14 protein-coding genes are annotated in these 14,483 nt (G+C 68.8%); 8 read left to right on the top strand and 6 right to left on the bottom strand.

Annotated features, from left to right (window positions below):
- Positions 1 to 289: 289 nt before the first annotated feature.
- Genes GPA27_RS02975 through GPA27_RS02945 form a run of 7 tightly spaced genes read left to right on the top strand, consistent with a single transcriptional unit; the run spans position 290 to position 7,960 of the window.
- On the top strand, positions 290 to 1,429 hold the full coding sequence (locus GPA27_RS02975; RefSeq protein ID WP_169137691.1) for a phosphotransferase family protein: 1,140 nt from the start codon (positions 290 to 292) through the stop codon (positions 1,427 to 1,429).
- Between the two features lie 23 nt (positions 1,430 to 1,452).
- Positions 1,453 to 2,751 carry a spinster family MFS transporter gene (locus GPA27_RS02970; protein WP_211164806.1) on the top strand — a complete coding sequence of 433 codons (1,299 nt, stop codon included), beginning with the start codon at positions 1,453 to 1,455 and terminating at the stop codon, positions 2,749 to 2,751.
- A gap of 48 nt (positions 2,752 to 2,799) precedes the next feature.
- Entirely contained in the window at positions 2,800 to 3,987 is a 1,188-nt protein-coding gene (locus GPA27_RS02965) for an acyl-CoA dehydrogenase family protein (protein ID WP_169137689.1), read from the top strand.
- Positions 3,984 to 5,102, top strand: a complete 1,119-nt coding sequence (locus tag GPA27_RS02960) for an acyl-CoA dehydrogenase family protein (RefSeq protein WP_169137687.1) — start codon at positions 3,984 to 3,986, stop codon at positions 5,100 to 5,102. Before GPA27_RS02965 ends, GPA27_RS02960 begins: the two co-directional genes overlap by 4 nt.
- Positions 5,099 to 5,890 (top strand): SDR family NAD(P)-dependent oxidoreductase, encoded by a 792-nt coding sequence (locus tag GPA27_RS02955; protein WP_169137685.1) that lies wholly within the window; start codon positions 5,099 to 5,101, stop codon positions 5,888 to 5,890. The genes GPA27_RS02960 and GPA27_RS02955 overlap by 4 nt, the downstream gene beginning before the upstream one ends.
- Before the next feature lie 36 nt (positions 5,891 to 5,926).
- Positions 5,927 to 6,724, top strand: a complete 798-nt coding sequence (locus GPA27_RS02950) for an enoyl-CoA hydratase/isomerase family protein (protein WP_169137683.1) — start codon at positions 5,927 to 5,929, stop codon at positions 6,722 to 6,724.
- On the top strand, positions 6,725 to 7,960 hold the full coding sequence (locus tag GPA27_RS02945) for a multidrug effflux MFS transporter (protein WP_256222753.1): 1,236 nt from the start codon (positions 6,725 to 6,727) through the stop codon (positions 7,958 to 7,960).
- Here the strand turns inward: GPA27_RS02945 and GPA27_RS02940 are convergent.
- The 6 genes from GPA27_RS02940 to GPA27_RS02915 are packed head-to-tail and all read right to left on the bottom strand — an operon-like array spanning position 7,932 to position 12,786.
- The gene (locus GPA27_RS02940; RefSeq protein WP_169137681.1) at positions 7,932 to 8,675 is read right to left on the bottom strand and encodes an SDR family NAD(P)-dependent oxidoreductase; all 744 of its coding nucleotides are present in this window, start codon (positions 8,673 to 8,675) and stop codon (positions 7,932 to 7,934) included. The genes GPA27_RS02945 and GPA27_RS02940 overlap by 29 nt on opposite strands.
- Positions 8,676 to 8,700: 25 nt before the next feature.
- The gene (locus GPA27_RS02935) at positions 8,701 to 9,465 is read right to left on the bottom strand and encodes a DUF2889 domain-containing protein (RefSeq protein ID WP_169137679.1); all 765 of its coding nucleotides are present in this window, start codon (positions 9,463 to 9,465) and stop codon (positions 8,701 to 8,703) included.
- A gap of 27 nt (positions 9,466 to 9,492) precedes the next feature.
- Complete coding sequence (locus GPA27_RS02930; protein WP_169137677.1) at positions 9,493 to 10,641, bottom strand: thiolase family protein; 1,149 nt, start codon at positions 10,639 to 10,641, stop codon at positions 9,493 to 9,495.
- A gap of 14 nt (positions 10,642 to 10,655) precedes the next feature.
- Positions 10,656 to 11,084, bottom strand: coding sequence for a Zn-ribbon domain-containing OB-fold protein (locus GPA27_RS02925; protein WP_169137675.1), 429 nt, complete (start codon positions 11,082 to 11,084; stop codon positions 10,656 to 10,658).
- A gap of 50 nt (positions 11,085 to 11,134) precedes the next feature.
- Positions 11,135 to 11,896 (bottom strand): SDR family NAD(P)-dependent oxidoreductase, encoded by a 762-nt coding sequence (locus GPA27_RS02920; RefSeq protein ID WP_169137673.1) that lies wholly within the window; start codon positions 11,894 to 11,896, stop codon positions 11,135 to 11,137.
- Positions 11,896 to 12,786, bottom strand: coding sequence for an SDR family NAD(P)-dependent oxidoreductase (locus GPA27_RS02915; protein WP_169137671.1), 891 nt, complete (start codon positions 12,784 to 12,786; stop codon positions 11,896 to 11,898). The genes GPA27_RS02920 and GPA27_RS02915 overlap by 1 nt, the downstream gene beginning before the upstream one ends.
- A 498-nt stretch (positions 12,787 to 13,284) precedes the next feature.
- Here GPA27_RS02915 and GPA27_RS02910 point away from each other — a divergent pair, with 498 nt between their 5' ends.
- On the top strand, positions 13,285 to 14,472 hold the full coding sequence (locus GPA27_RS02910; RefSeq protein WP_169137669.1) for an acetyl-CoA C-acyltransferase family protein: 1,188 nt from the start codon (positions 13,285 to 13,287) through the stop codon (positions 14,470 to 14,472).
- Positions 14,473 to 14,483: the final 11 nt, after the last annotated feature.

Raw genomic sequence — 14,483 nt, 5'->3', positions numbered from 1 at the left:
AAGCCTACCGACCGGACGGTCGGGTGTCAATGGCAGCGTGCGATCTCGGCTTCCCGTGTTGGCTGGACCCATTTTTGTGCGTTGACAGCCGACCGGTCGGTCGAGTATCTTGGGTCCAACGGTCGATTCCAGACTATCACGGCTGAATATTGTCAATGAATCGACCGCCTGGACGGACGGGAATGCGGCGCGGAAATCGGGCGATGCCGGATTTCGCGGAATCCGGCGGAGACAGACGTGACGGCACCAGCGGTGCCCGTCCGGCACAACAAATGGACAAATGAATGCCATGGGTGAAATGACGAGCAGCGTGATGAAGGAGGAGGCAGTCGCCGACGAAGTGGCGGTCGCCAGCGAACCCAAGGCTTACATCGGGGAGGTCGGCGAGATCCGTCAGGTCGCGCTGATCGACGAGGGGCGCCTAGGGGAATACCTTCGCGAACATCTGCCCGGATTCCGCGGGCCGCTGGTCGTGAAGCAATTCCAGGGCGGCCAGTCGAACCTGACCTACCTGCTCGAGACGCCCGGGCAGAAATACGTGCTGCGCCGGCAGCCGCCCGGCGTGCTGCTGAAGTCGGCGCACGCGGTGGACCGCGAGTTCCGGGTGATCCAGGCGCTGTCGCACGTTCCCGGCTTTCCCGTTCCCGCGCCTTTTGTCCTGTGCGAGGACCGCGAGGTGCTCGGCAGCATGTTCTACGTGATGCGCCACGTGCCGGGGCGGATCTTCTGGAACTGCCGCATGCCCGACCTGGATCCGGCGCATCGTGCGGCCGTGTTCGATTCGGCGAACGAGACGCTGGCGCGCCTTCATACGGTGGATTACGCCGCGCTCGGCCTGTCCGACTTCGGCAAGCCCGGCAACTACTTCTCGCGCCAGATCTCGCGCTGGTCGAAGCAGTACGACCAGTCGCGCACGCAGGACATCCCCGAGATGGACAAGCTGATCGCGTGGCTACCCGAAGCCCTGCCGGCCGACGACGGGCTGTCGTCGATCATCCACGGCGACTATTCCTTCCACAACCTGCTGATCCATCCCACGGAGCCGAAGGTGGTGGGCGTCGTCGATTGGGAATTGTCGACGCTGGGCCATCCGCTGGGCGACCTGATGTACCACGCGATGGAGTGGTATCGTCCGCCCGGGGTGGACGCGCGCGGCACGCTGCAGGATGCGGATCTTGCGGTCCTCGGCATTCCGACGCTGGAGCGTTACGTCGCCCGCTACTGCGAACGCACCGGCTTCGACGTGGATGCGACCCATCCGTTCTATCGCGCCTTCAACCTGTTCCGCACCGCCGCGATCCTGCAGGGCATCGCGCACCGCCTGCAGAGCGGCAACGCCGCGTCGATGAACGCGGCCGAGATCGCCGCGAACATCCGTCCGCTCGCGACCGCGGCGTGGCAGTTCGCGCGCGACGGCGGCGCAAGCTGACGGGCAGGCCGGAGGACGCCGCCGTGACCGGGCATCTGCAGCGCCGCTACACGCTGCTCCTGCTGTTCCTGGTGTCGATGTTCAACTACATCGACCGGACGATCATCTCGATCCTGCAGGTGCCGATCAAGCGCGACCTCGCGCTGTCGGATGCCCAACTCGGCGCGCTCACCGGCCTGTCCTTCGCGATCGTGTATTCGACGCTGTGCCTGCCGGTCGCGCGCTGGGCCGACCGCGGCAACCGCACGCGCATCGTCGCCGGTTCGCTCGCCTTGTGGAGCGCGATGACGGCGCTGACGGGCTTCGCGGGCGGCTTCATGACGCTGGTGATGCTGCGCATCGGCGTCGCGGTCGGCGAGGCGGGCAGCGTGCCGTCCACGCATTCGATCATCGCCGACCTCTATCCGGCGCGCGAACGTGCCACCGTGCTCGCGCTGTGGGGCCTGTCGTTGCCCGCGGGCATGGCCTACGGCTACCTCTTCGCCGGCCAGCTCGAACGCATGATCGGCTGGCGCGGCACCTTCCTCGTCATCGGGCTCGCCGGCATCGCGCTGGCGCCGCTGGTGCTATGGACGATGCGCGAACCGCTGCGCGGACGCTTCGACGCCCCGGCGCAGCATGCGGCGGAAGGTGCCGACCTGAAGGCGGCGCTGCGCCATCTGTGGCAGCTGAAGGCCTTCCGTTACCTGGTGCTGGCCGGCACCTGCCACGCCTATGCGGTGTACGCGACGATGAACTGGAACGCGCCCTTCTATGGGCGGGTGCATGGCATGGCGCTGACGGATGTTTCGATCTATCTCGCGCTGCTCAACGGCTTCGGCAGCGCGATCGGCATGTACCTCGGCGGCCGGCTGTCGGATCGCGCCGGGCGGCACGACAACGGCGGGCGGCTGCGCGTCGTCGCGTGGGCGCTGCTGGCGATGGTGCCGTTCGCGTTGGCGCAGTACCTCGTGGCATCGCCGACGCTGTCGATCGTCTTCGGCGCCTTCGCGTCGATCCTGATGATGTTCTATTTCGGCCCCATCGTTGCGGTTCCGCAGCTGCTGGTGCCGCCCGGGATGCGAGCGCTGACGTCGGCGGTGGTGATCATCACCTTCAACCTGCTGGGACTGGGGCTCGGGCCGGTCTGCACCGGCCTGCTCAGCGACCTGCTGGCCACCCGTCTCGACGTCGCGACCGACTCCATCCGCTATGCGCTGTGCTCGGCGACGCTGCTCTCGGTCGCCGGCGGCGTGCTGTTCCTCGTCGCTGCGCGGCATCTCTCGGGCAGTGGGGCGCCCGAGGAGGTGAGCGCGGCAACCCCATGTCCGGTGCCGCGCTGACGCGCCGGACGAACCGGATTCCTTCATGACCATCGCGCAGGAAACGCCATGACCGATCAGCTAGACGAAGCCCGCGACAAGGCCCGACGCCTGAGGGCCGACATCCGCAGCTTCCACGAGCGCGTGATGCCCGACGACCTGAAGAGGAAGTCGCACCTGCATCAGGTGCTCGACAAGGACGACTACGTGCGCTGGATGCGCCTGCTCAACGACCAGGGCTGGGCGATCGGCCACTGGCCGAAGGAGCATGGCGGGCAGGGCTGGTCGCTGCTCGAGCGCTTCACCTTCGAGGACGAGCTGGCGCGCCTGGGCTGCCCGTGGGTGATCCCCTTCGGCGTGAAATACGTCGGCCCGGTGATCTACGCCTTCGGCCGCGAGGAACAGAAGCGCCGCTTCCTGCCGCGCATCGCGACGACCGAGGATTTCTGGGCGCAGGGGTATTCGGAACCCGGTGCCGGCTCCGACCTCGCGGCGCTGCGCACCGAGGCAATCCGGGAGGGCGACCACTACGTCGTCAATGGCCAGAAGGTGTGGACGACCTACGCGCAGTGGGCGGACTGGCTGTTCTGCCTCGTCAAGACCGCGCGCGGCGAACAGGCGCAGAAGTCGATCTCCTTCGTGCTGATCGATATGAAGAGCCCCGGCGTGACGGTGAAGCCGATCCCGACGATGGACGGCTACGTGCATGTGAACGAGGTGTGGCTGGAAAACGTGCGCGTGCCGGCCGAAAACCTCGTCGGTGCGGAAGGCGAGGGCTGGACCTACGCCAAGTACCTGCTCAAGAACGAGCGCACGGCCGGCGCGCTGCTCGGCATGGCCTGCCATGCGCTGGAACGGCTGAAGGCACTGGCGCAGGAGAAACCGTCCGCCTCGCCCGAACGCACCGCCGCCCGCATCGGCGAGCTGGAACTGCGCCTGCTGGCGCTGGAGGCGGCCTCCTACCAGGCCGTCGAATCGATGATGCGCGGCACCGACCATGGCGGCGAGGCCTCGCTGATCAAGCTGCGCGGCACCGAGCTCTACCAGGACATCGCCGAAGCCGCGATCGACCTGCTGGGGTTTGCCGGCGTCGCGTGGGATCCGGCCGCGCTGCACGCCGCGAGCGCGCCGCCGCTGGGGCCCGAGGACGCGGGCGGCATCGTCAAGGATCACTTCTACAACCGCGCCGCGACCATCTTCGGCGGGGCGTCCGAGATCCAGCGCAACATCGTTGCGAAGGGAGTGCTGGGGCTATGAACATGGACCTCGAAACGGCCGGGATGCTGCGCGACAGCGCCTCGCGCTACGCGGCCGACAATTACGATTTCCTGCAGCGCCACGCGGTGCTCGCGGACCCGGCGGGCTACAGCGGGAAGGCGTGGCGCGACTATGCCGAGCTGGGCTGGCTCGCATTGCGCCTGCCCGAGAAGCACGGCGGCCTCGATGCCGACCCGCTCGCGGTCGGTGCGCTGATGGAAGTGGTGGGTAGCCGCCTGCTGATGGAGCCGGTGCTCGCGAGTGCGCTCGTTAGTACCGGGCTCGTGCGCAGCCAGGGCAGCGCCGCGCAGCAGGACGCGCTGCTGCCGCAGCTTGCCGACGGCTCGGTGAAGCTCGCGTTCGCGGATGCCGAGGCGGCGGGGGACCCTCGGTGCCAGGTCCGCGCCGGGCGCATCAGCGGACGCAAGATCGCGGTGCTGCAAGGCGACATCGCCGACCGGCTGATCGTCTCCGCGGCGGATGCCGATCACGGCGGCGAGCGCCGCCTGTTTCTCGTCGACGCGAAGTCGGCGGAGATCGAGCGGCGGCACTACCGCTTCGTCGACGGTCGCGGCGCGGCGAACCTGCACTTCGCCGGCGTGCCGGCCGAGCGACTCGACCCGGACGACGGCACGCCGGCGGCCACCGCGATCGCCGACGTGCTCGACCACGCGACGGTCGCCTCCTGCGCCGAGGCCTTGGGCATCGTGCGTGCGCTGGTCGCGACGACCTGCGAGTACCTGAAGATCCGCAAGCAGTTCGGCCGTGCAATCGGCACCAACCAGGCGCTTCAGCACCGTGCGGTCGATATGTTCCTGCTGCAGGAGGAGATCGCCGCCCTCACGCGCTCGGCGCAGGAGGCGCTGCTGCGGCCCGCCGCCGAACGCGCGCGCATCATCAGCGGTGCGAAGGCCTACATTTCCAGCGCCGCGCGCAAGGTCGCGAACGAGGCAGTGCAGATGCACGGCGGCCTTGGCATCACCGAGGAGCTCGACGTGAGCCACTATTTCCGGCGGCTGATGGTCAATGCCGCCCTGTTCGGCAGCCGTGACGAACACTTCGCACGCTTCCTCGCCGCCACCACGCATTCCAGCCCGGAGGGCATCCCCGCATGACGCAAGCACCTGCCGCGGCTCCGGCCGCGTTGTTCGACATCTCGGGCAAGATCGCTCTCGTGACCGGCGCCTTCGGCGGACTCGGGCGCGACTTCGCCCACGACCTCGGCCGCGCCGGCGCCACCATCGTCCTCGCCGGCCGCCGCATCGAGCAGGGGCGCGAGGTCGCCGCGCGCTTCGCCGAAGAGGGCATCCGCACGCATGCGGTGGCGATGGACGTCACGCGAGCGGAAAGCGTCGAGGACGCACTCGCGAGCATCGTCGCGAGCGTCGGCGTGCCCGACATCCTCGTGAATAACGCGGGCGTGACCCAGACCAAGCCCCTGCTGGAAGTCGGCGAGCAGGACTGGAACGGCATCATCGACGTAAACCTCAACGGTTCGTGGCGCGTCGCGCAGCGTGTCGCGCGTGCGATGAAGGACGCAGGCAAGGCCGGCAGCATCATCAACATCTCGTCCATCCTCGGCCTGCGCGTTGCGCAGCAACTGCCGGCGTATGCGGCGTCGAAGGCCGCGCTGATCCAGCTCACGAAGGCGATGGCGCTGGAGCTCGCGCGCTACGGCATCCGCGTCAATGCGTTGGCGCCGGGCTACGTCGAGACGCCGCTGAACGCGGACTTCTTCGCGAGCGACGCGGGCAAGGCCCTGATCAAGCGCATCCCCTTGCGGCGCCTGGGCCGCGGCGGCGAACTCACGGGCCCGCTGTTGCTGCTCGCGTCCGATGCCTCGTCCTACATGACCGGTTCCGTGCTGGTCGTCGATGGCGGACATACCGTCAATACGTTGTAATAGTGGTCCGATGAACGGATAACCAAGGACTAGGCAATGACGGCGAAGGTATTGGTCGAACGGCAGGGCGCAGTTGCGCGCATCGTGCTCAATGCGCCCGAGGCGCTGAACGCGATCGGACCGGACATGGCACGCGAATTTTCCCGCGTCGCCGCGGAGGTGGCCGAGGACCCGGCGGTGCGCTGCGTGATCGTCACCGGCGCCGGGCCGCACTTCATGGCCGGCGGTGACATCCGCTGCTTCGCGGAGTGGCTGGAGCTGCCGCCGGCCGAACGGGATGCGCATCTCGGTGCGCTGATCGCCGACGTCAGCGCCGCGGTGAACAGCCTGCGCACGATGGCCAAGCCGGTGATCGGCGCGGTGCGTGGCGCGGCGGCCGGTTTCGGCTTCTCGCTGATGTGTGCGTGCGACCTCGTCATCGCGAGCGACACGACGAACTGCAAGCTCGCGTACTGCCAGATCGCGGCGTCGCCCGATGGCGGCGGCAGCCACACGCTGCCGCGTCTCGTGGGCGTGCGCAAGGCGATGGAGATCGCGCTGCTGGATGAGCGCATCGACGCTGCGCGTGCCCTCGAACTGGGGCTGGTCAGCAAGGTCGTCGCCGACGCCGCGCTGGAGGACGAGGCGATGGCACTCGCGCAGCGCCTCGCCGGGCAGGCCACCGGCGCGTTCGGCCGCACCAAGCGGCTTTTCAATGCCTCGCTCGAAAACGACCTTGCCACGCAGCTCGAAGCCGAGCGCAAGGCCTTCGTCGCGGGCGCTGCGTCGCAGGATTTTGCCGAGGCGGTGGCGGCCTTCCTCGGCCGGCGCAAGCCGGAATTCCGCGGTAACTAGGTGACGAGCGGCGACGAAGTCGGCCAGTGCGAGCTCGCAATCGGCCCGCGGGCAATGGGACCGGTCGAGTTCGTCGCCTTCGTCGCGCTGAGCCTCGTCGTCGGTGCGGTCGCCGTCGACATGGTCCTGCCGGCGCTGCTGCCGATCGGGAATGAGTTCGGGCTCGGGGGCACCAACCCCAGCCAGGCGGTGATCGCCATCTATCTGCTGGGCGTCGGCTTTCCGCAACTGGTGCTGGGGCCACTGAGCGACTGCTACGGTCGCCGGCCGGTGCTGATCGCGGGACTGCTGATCTTCCTCGCCGGTAGCGTGCTGGCCTCCATTGCGCCGGATTTCCGCACCCTGCTCGCGGCGCGCCTGCTGCAGGGCATCGGCGCCGGCGCGCAGCGGGTCGTGACCTTCTCGATCGTGCGCGACCACCATTCCGGGCCGCAGATGGCGCGGGTGATGTCGCTCGCGATGTCTGTCGTGCTGCTGGAGCCAATCGTCGCGCCGATGCTGGGGCAACTGATCCTGCTCGCCGGGTCCTGGCGCTGGTTGATGGCCGCGGTCGGCCTGGTCGCCGCCTGCATGCTCGTGTGGGTCGTGCTGCGGCTGGAGGAATCGGTGCCGGGCGGGCCGCGCGGGTCAATCTCGCTGCGAGCGGTGGCCGCCGATTACCGTACTGTCGTCGGCACGCGCGAAGCCATCGTCAGCATGCTCGTATGCGGCCTCGTGATGGGCGCCCATCTCGGTTTCCTGTCGTCCGCGCAGGCGATCTTCCAGATCACCTTCGGCGCCGGACTCGGGTTCACGCTGCTGCTCGCGGCCGTCTCGCTGGCGATGTCCGCTGCGTCGCTGGCCAACGCGCGCCTCGTGCGCCGCGTCGGCAGTGCGGCATTGATCCGGCGCATGCTGTGCGGTGTCGTCGCCATCAATGCGGCCGCGTTCGCGCTCGCCGTTACCGGAGCGGTCCCGCTGGCCCTGTTCCTCGTCGTGCAGGCCTGCAACATGTTCGCATTCGGGCTGCTGCTGCCGAACCTCACCGCGATGTCGATGAACCCGCTGGGCCATATCGCCGGCACCGCGTCGTCGATGTACGGCTTCGTATCGGTCACGGTCGGCGCGGCGCTGGGAGGCGTCGTGGGACAGTGCTTCGACGGCAGCGTGCGGCCGCTGCTGGCGGCCTACGTGCTGCTGGGGGCTGCCGCCCTGGTGACGCTGCGCCTTACGGGATCCCCCCGTCCAGCTGAATGATCGCCCCGGTCGTGTAGCTCGAGCGCGGACTCGCGAGATAGAGCGCGCTCGACACGATCTCCTCCGGCCGGCCAATGCGCTTCGCCGCCGACGGCGCGTTGCGATCGTAGTCCTCGCGCCAGCTGCGCGAGATGTCCGTCCAGAACGGACCGGCCATGATCGCGTTGACGCGCACCGTAGGCCCGAACTCCATCGCCTGCGAGCGCGTGACGATGTTGAGCGCGCCCTTTGCCGCGGCATACACCGGATAGACCGGCTCCGGCCGGATCGCCGCGGTGCTGGTGATATTGATGATGGCTCCGCCGCCGTTCGCGCGCATGTGCCCGGCGACCAGCGCGGAGAGGCGGAAGGGGCCCTTGAGGTTCACCGCCATGATCTTGTCGAACAGCTCCTCGCTTACCGCGGCCGACGATTCGGCGACCGGCGCGATGCCCGCGTTGTTGACGAGCACGTCGATGCGGCCGAAGGCCTCCAGCGCGCCTTCGACGAGCCGCGGCAGATCGTCCCATTTGCCGACGTGGCAGCCGATGGCGACCGCACGGCGACCCAGGCGCTCGACTTCGGCGACGACCTCGGCGCAGCTCTCCGCCGAACGGCTCGTTGCGACGATGTTGGCGCCGCATTCGGCAAAACCGAGCGCCATCGCCCGACCCAGCCCGCGGCTGGCGCCTGTTATCAGCACGACCTTGTCGGTGAAATCGATGTAGTTCTGCATCGCCCGCTATCTCCTGTGGTCGGGTTCAGGGATGCTGGCGCACCAGCGCGAGCATGTCCCCAGGGGTGGTGTCGTAGCGCCGGCGCGAGTTCGGGATCGGAATCGCGTGTTCGCGCTGCGCCGGCTGGAAGGAATGGCACACGGCAGCCTGGCCTAGTTCGGCGGCCGAGCCGAGGTGTTCGATCGTGATCCGCCGCCCGTTCGACACGAACGCGACGCGGCGCAGCACGAGGGCCTGCTCGGCCTCCTCGGCGTCGAGCGATTCGGTCCACTCGCGGAAGCCGTGGTAGATCGTGCGCCCGGCGTGCGCGTCCGGCGCCATGATGCGGTCGTCGTGGAGATCCCACTGCAGCACGACGGCGCCATCGCACTGCAGCGTCGCGCGCTGTGCGCCGTCGGGGGCGCCGGGCACGACGGCGGCGAGCGGCTCGACCGTGCCGTGGTAGCGGCGATGGCCGCGGCCCGCATGCGCGTGGGCGACCATCAGGCTCGCGAGGTCGAAGAGATGCGTGCATTGCAGGCGCATGTCGACCAGCGTGCCGAGCTGCGAGGCCCGCGCGACGAGCGGCTGGCCGACCAGCGCCTGCAGTGGCTCGCCTGCCTCCGCGCAGGTCGTCCACGGGTAGCGCGGCGAAGTCATGCGCACTTCGCGGACGCGCGCGCCGTCATGCACGAGCGTGAGCCCGAAGTGGTGCGACTCGTCCTCGAGCCACCCGACGACGGTCTGCGCGTCGGGGGCATCGAGGTCGATCTGGCGGCGGTAGATCCCCTCGAAGGGGATGTCCGCCATTTGCCTGCGCCACAGCACCGCGCGCGCCTACCGCTGCAGGATCGTCACGCCGCTGACCCCCGGCGCGCCATAGACGTGGGTGTAGCCGAGCCGCGGAGTGCCGGGCACCTGCCGCGCGCCCGCTTCCTGGCGCAGCTGCGTGCAGATCTCGATCACCTGGCGCAGGCCCGAAGCGCCGATCGGCTCGCCGTTGGCGAGGCAGCCGCCGTCGGTGTTGATCGGCAGCCGCCCACCGATCTCGGTTTCGCCGTCGCGCAGCAGCCGCTCCTGTTCGCCGTGCTCGCAGAAGCCGTTTTCCGCCATGTGGATGATCTCGCTCCCCGAGTCGGTGTCCTGCAGCTGCAGCACGTCGATGTCGCGCGGGCCGACACCGGCCTGTTCGAAGGCCGCGCGCGAGGCGGTAACGGTCGGGGCGGGCGCCTGCTGCGCGGCGAGCGCAGGGCTGAAGACCTCGAAGGAGCCGTGGTGGCGCGTGCGCACGACGGCCGCTTTCACGATGATCGGCTTGGGGTGGTAGCGCTTCGCGACTTCCGCCGGGCACAGCACGAGCGCCGCGCCGCCTTCGGCCGGATTGCAGAACATGTACTGGCGCAGCGGCAGGTTCACCGGCATCGATTCGGCGATCTCCGCATAGCTCATCTCGCGCCGCCGCCACGCCTGCGGGTTCAGTGCGCCGTTGCGGAAGGCACGTTGGGCGACGCGCACGAGCGAGTCCTCGGTGATGCCGTGCTCGTGCATGTAGCGCCGCGTCTTCAGCGCGAAGAACTGGGTGGTCAGCATCAGGCCCGTCTCGCCATACCAGTCGGGCAGACCCCAGTCGCGCGGATGCGGATTGAAGGCGCCGCGCGGGTGCTTGTCGAAGCCGACCGCGACCGCAAACTCCGCGCTGCCCGAGCGGATCGCCGCGACCGCGCTTGCCAGCGCGCTGCCGCCGGTGGCGCAGCCGTTGGCGACGTTGATGAAGGGCAGGCCGGTGAGGCCGAGATCGTTGCACAGCGCGTCGGCGTTGCCGGCGTCGTGGCTGCCGCCGTAGGCGATGCCGACCGACTCCCAGCCGATGCCGGCATCCTTGAGTGCGGCGCGTAGCGCGATCGCCCCCTGGGCTCGGCCGGTGAGTGTGTCGTGGCGGCCGAAGGGGTGCAGGCCGATGCCGATGATGGCGACGTCTTGAGCCATGGGTGAATTCCTCTTCAGGCGGATGCGGACGGGCGGAAGGCGAAGGTGAACACCTCGCCGTCGCCGGTCGTGCGATAGGGGATCAGGGTCAGTTCGAGCGGCATGCCGATCTGCAGCTGCGTTTCGTCGGCGACGGTCAGGCGCGACTCGACCTTGAGGCCGCTCTCCATCTGGACGTAGCCGACGCCATAGGGCCGGAAGGTCTCGGGCGTTTCGCCGCTGTCGTAGGGTGCCTTGGGCAGGAAGCCTTGGATCGTCCACGACCACAGCGTGCCGCGGCGGCCGAGGTCGTGCGGGCTCATACGCGTCGCGGTGCAGCGTGTGCAGCTGTCGGTGGCGGGGAAGTACAGCTCGCCGCATTCGTCGCAGCGGCTGCCGACGAGATGGGGCGTGTCGCCTTCGAACCGGATCAGGTCCGGACTGGCAAGAACGGGGTGGGGCATGTTCGGTTCCCTTGTCGTGAATGGAGGAGGAGGGGAGGGGGCTGGTTGGTCTAACGCGCGGTCAGGCCCCCGTCGATGGTGAATTCGGCGCCGGTGACATAGGCGGCTTCGTCGCTCGCGAGATACACGACGAGATCGGCGATTTCCTCGGGCCGGGCGAAGCGCGCGAGCGGCGTTTCGGCGAGGAACTCGCGTGCGAGCTCCGGGTTTGCGTAGGCCGGCGCGGTCAGCGGCGTCTCGACGTGGCCGGGATGCACCGAGTTCGCCCGCACGCCGTTGCCGGCCGCGGCGCATTCGAGCGCGGTGACCTTCGTGAACAGGCGCACACCGGCCTTGGCCGCGCTGTACGCGCCCGCGTTCGGCCCGGCGACGAGCCCGCGGATCGACGACATGTTGACGATCGCCCCGCGGCCCGAGCGTGTGAGCAGCGGCAGCGCATGGCGGGTGCCGAGGAACACGCTGTCGAGGTTCACCGCGAGCGTCGCGCGCCATTCGGCGAGGGTGGTGTCGGCGATCGAGCGGAAGCGGCCAAACCCGGCGTTGTTCACGAGGATGTCGAGGCCCCCGAAGTTCGCCGTGACGGCGTCGATCGCGCGGTTCCAGTCGGCCTCCTGCGTGACGTTCATCGTGATCGCGAGCGGGTTGCCGCCGCCGCTGCGCAGTTCCGCCTCGATCGAGGCGAGGCCGTTCGCGTTGCGGTCGGCGAGCGCAACTTCGGCGCCTTCCGCCGCGAAACGTCGTGCGGTCGCGAGTCCGATGCCGGAGGCTGCGCCGGTCACTAGCGCGACCTTGCGTGCCAGACGCCCGCTCATCACGCCGACTCCCGCTCGCCGACGTCGCGCCGGCTCAGCGCGAGCAGGGTCGCGAACTGCGGATTGCGGCGTTCGAGGATGGCCTCCATGCGCTCGCGGATCGCGTCATCGAAGCTGTCGGTGGTGAGCACGTAGAGGCGGTCGTCGAGCACGGCCTGGCAGGCGATCTCCGCGACTTCCTCGGGAGACATCGCTCCCGCATACAGGCTCGCCGCGACCGCCTGCAGCTCCGCGGTCTCCGGCGCCGCGCCGTCCGTCGGGCGCAGGCCGTCCGGGCGATTGCGCTCGGACTCGTAGATGCGAGTGTTCACGAGCCCCGGGCAGAGCAGGCTCACGCCGATCGGCGCATTGCGTTCGCGCAGCGACGCGTACAAGGCCTCCGTTACCCGCACCGCGGCGTGCTTGGCCGCGCTGTAGACCGCCGAGCCCGAGCCGCTGATCAGCCCGGCGACCGAGGCCGTCGTCAGCACGTGGCCTTCCTCGCCCGCGTCCAGCATGCGGGGGATGAAGCTGCGCAGGCCGTGGATGACGCCGTAGAGATTCACGTCGAGCGACCAGTGCCAGTCTTCGAGCGGAAATTCCCACACCGCCCGGTAGCGCCCGGACGGGACCACGCCCGCGTTGTTGCACAGCAGATGGACGGCACCGAAGACCGCATATGCGCGCTCGGCAAGCGCCTCGACCGCTGCCGCGTTGGCGACGTCGGTACGCACCCCGATCGCGCTGTGGCCCGCATCGACGAGTTCCTTGCACACCGCAGCAAGCGCCGCCTCGTCGACGTCCGCGGCGACGATCTTCATGCCTGCGCGGGCGAAGCGCCGCGCTATGGCCGCGCCGATGCCGCTGGCAGCGCCTGTGATCACCGCAACGCGTCCGGCCAGTTCCTGCATCGGGATCTCCTGGGAACCGGATGTTCCTGCCGCCTCGTCGTCGTGCTGTGTCGGTGGGGGGCTTGTCATCCGTGATCGACTCACTTAACATTCGGCTCAAGCGTATCGACCGACCGGTCGGGTGTCAAGCGAGGCCCGACCGGTTGGCGGTGGTGCGCGAATGCTCCTCTGCTCTTTTTTGTGGTGTCTCACTTCGACGATTGCGCCTCCTCTCTCCACGCAACCTGCGTCGAAGCTTTTTGCCGTCCGGCGACCTCAGTCTGCCGGACGGCTTTTCTTTTTCCCGGTCGCTCGTCGAGAGCGGCGCAATCAAGGCTATCCGGGTGTAACCGGACCGGGTTCGCGTGTCGGGCCGAAGGCGGTCTTCATAAACGGCTTGTTGTCCGCGCGCCGATGTTTTAGTATTTGCTCGACCGACCGGTCGGGCCGGATGTGCCCAAGCGGATGCGGGAACGACACATGGAATCCACGGATAACCTTTAAGAGGCGTTGAAAGCGATGTCGCAGCGTGAAGTTGTCGTGCTGGGAGCTGCACGGACTCCCATCGGAACGTATGGCGGAACCCTGAAGGACATTCCGCTCACCGAATTGGCCACGATCGCGGTGAAGGCCGCGCTGCAGCGTTCCGGCGCGGCGCCGGACGCGATCGGGCATGTCGTGATGGGCAACGTCATTCCGACCGAGCCGCGCGACGCCTACCTGAGCCGCGTCGCCGCGATCGATTCGGGCATCCCCGAGACGGTCCCGGCGTTCAACGTCAATCGCCTGTGCGGCTCGGGCCTGCAGGCCATCGTCTCGGCGGCGCAGGCGATCCGCCTCGGCGACTGCGACCTCGCGATCGGCGCCGGTGCAGAGTCGATGTCGCGCGGTCCCTACACCGTGCCGAACCTGCGCTGGGGCGCGCGCATGCTCGATGCGCGTCTCGTCGATTACATGAACGGCATCCTGCACGATCCGTGGAAGTCGGTGCACATGGGTATCACCGCCGAGAACGTCGCCGAGCGCTACGGCATCACGCGCGAGATGCAGGATGCGCTCGCGCTGGAAAGCCAGCGCCGGGCCTCGGTCGCCATCGTCGAGGGCTATTTCAGGGATCAGATCGTCCCCGTCGAAGTGAAGACGAAGAACGGCATCGCGCGCTTCGACACCGACGAGCACGTGCGCTCCGGCGCGACGCTCGAATCGCTCGCAGCGATGAAGCCGGCCTTCCGCAAGGAGGGCGGCACGGTCACGGCGGGCAACGCCTCCGGCCTCAACGACGGCGCGGCCGCGGTGGTGCTCGCGGAAGCGGGCCGTGCGGCGGCGCTCGGCCTGAAGCCGCTCGCACGCCTGGTGGGCTACGCCCACGCCGGTGTCGAACCGCTGTACATGGGTATCGGCCCGGTGCCGGCGACGCGCCTGGTGCTCGAGCGCACCGGCCTCAAGGTCGAGGACCTCGACGTCATCGAATCGAACGAGGCCTTCGCGGCGCAGGCCTGCGCCGTGACGCGCGAACTGGGTCTCGATCCGCGCAAGGTCAACCCGAACGGATCGGGCATCTCCCTCGGCCATCCGGTCGGCGCGACCGGCGCAATCATCACGACCAAGGCGATCTACGAACTGCACCGCACCGGCGGGCGCTACGCGCTGGTGACGATGTGCATCGGCGGCGGACAGGGCATCGCGGCGATTTTCGAGCGGCTGTAAGACGCGCGCGG

Origin of the sequence: Aromatoleum toluolicum, from assembly GCF_012911005.2 — a bacterium.
GTDB lineage: Bacteria > Pseudomonadota > Gammaproteobacteria > Burkholderiales > Rhodocyclaceae > Aromatoleum > Aromatoleum toluolicum.
Note: the sequence above shows the minus strand (reverse complement) of the source record. Positions and strands in the feature narration are given on the sequence as shown.

What these genes read in the sequence shown, in the direction of transcription:
- GPA27_RS02935 (WP_169137679.1), bottom strand. Translation starts at nt 9,465, where the DNA reads ATGGCGGACATCCCCTTCGAGGGGATCTACCGCCGCCAGATCGACCTC.
- GPA27_RS02955 (WP_169137685.1), top strand. Translation starts at nt 5,099, where the DNA reads ATGACGCAAGCACCTGCCGCGGCTCCGGCCGCGTTGTTCGACATCTCG.
- GPA27_RS02930 (WP_169137677.1), bottom strand. Translation starts at nt 10,641, where the DNA reads ATGGCTCAAGACGTCGCCATCATCGGCATCGGCCTGCACCCCTTCGGC.
- GPA27_RS02920 (WP_169137673.1), bottom strand. Translation starts at nt 11,896, where the DNA reads ATGAGCGGGCGTCTGGCACGCAAGGTCGCGCTAGTGACCGGCGCAGCC.
- GPA27_RS02975 (WP_169137691.1), top strand. Translation starts at nt 290, where the DNA reads ATGGGTGAAATGACGAGCAGCGTGATGAAGGAGGAGGCAGTCGCCGAC.
- GPA27_RS02965 (WP_169137689.1), top strand. Translation starts at nt 2,800, where the DNA reads ATGACCGATCAGCTAGACGAAGCCCGCGACAAGGCCCGACGCCTGAGG.
- GPA27_RS02950 (WP_169137683.1), top strand. Translation starts at nt 5,927, where the DNA reads ATGACGGCGAAGGTATTGGTCGAACGGCAGGGCGCAGTTGCGCGCATC.
- GPA27_RS02925 (WP_169137675.1), bottom strand. Translation starts at nt 11,084, where the DNA reads ATGCCCCACCCCGTTCTTGCCAGTCCGGACCTGATCCGGTTCGAAGGC.
- GPA27_RS02960 (WP_169137687.1), top strand. Translation starts at nt 3,984, where the DNA reads ATGAACATGGACCTCGAAACGGCCGGGATGCTGCGCGACAGCGCCTCG.
- GPA27_RS02940 (WP_169137681.1), bottom strand. Translation starts at nt 8,675, where the DNA reads ATGCAGAACTACATCGATTTCACCGACAAGGTCGTGCTGATAACAGGC.
- GPA27_RS02915 (WP_169137671.1), bottom strand. Translation starts at nt 12,786, where the DNA reads ATGCAGGAACTGGCCGGACGCGTTGCGGTGATCACAGGCGCTGCCAGC.
- GPA27_RS02910 (WP_169137669.1), top strand. Translation starts at nt 13,285, where the DNA reads ATGTCGCAGCGTGAAGTTGTCGTGCTGGGAGCTGCACGGACTCCCATC.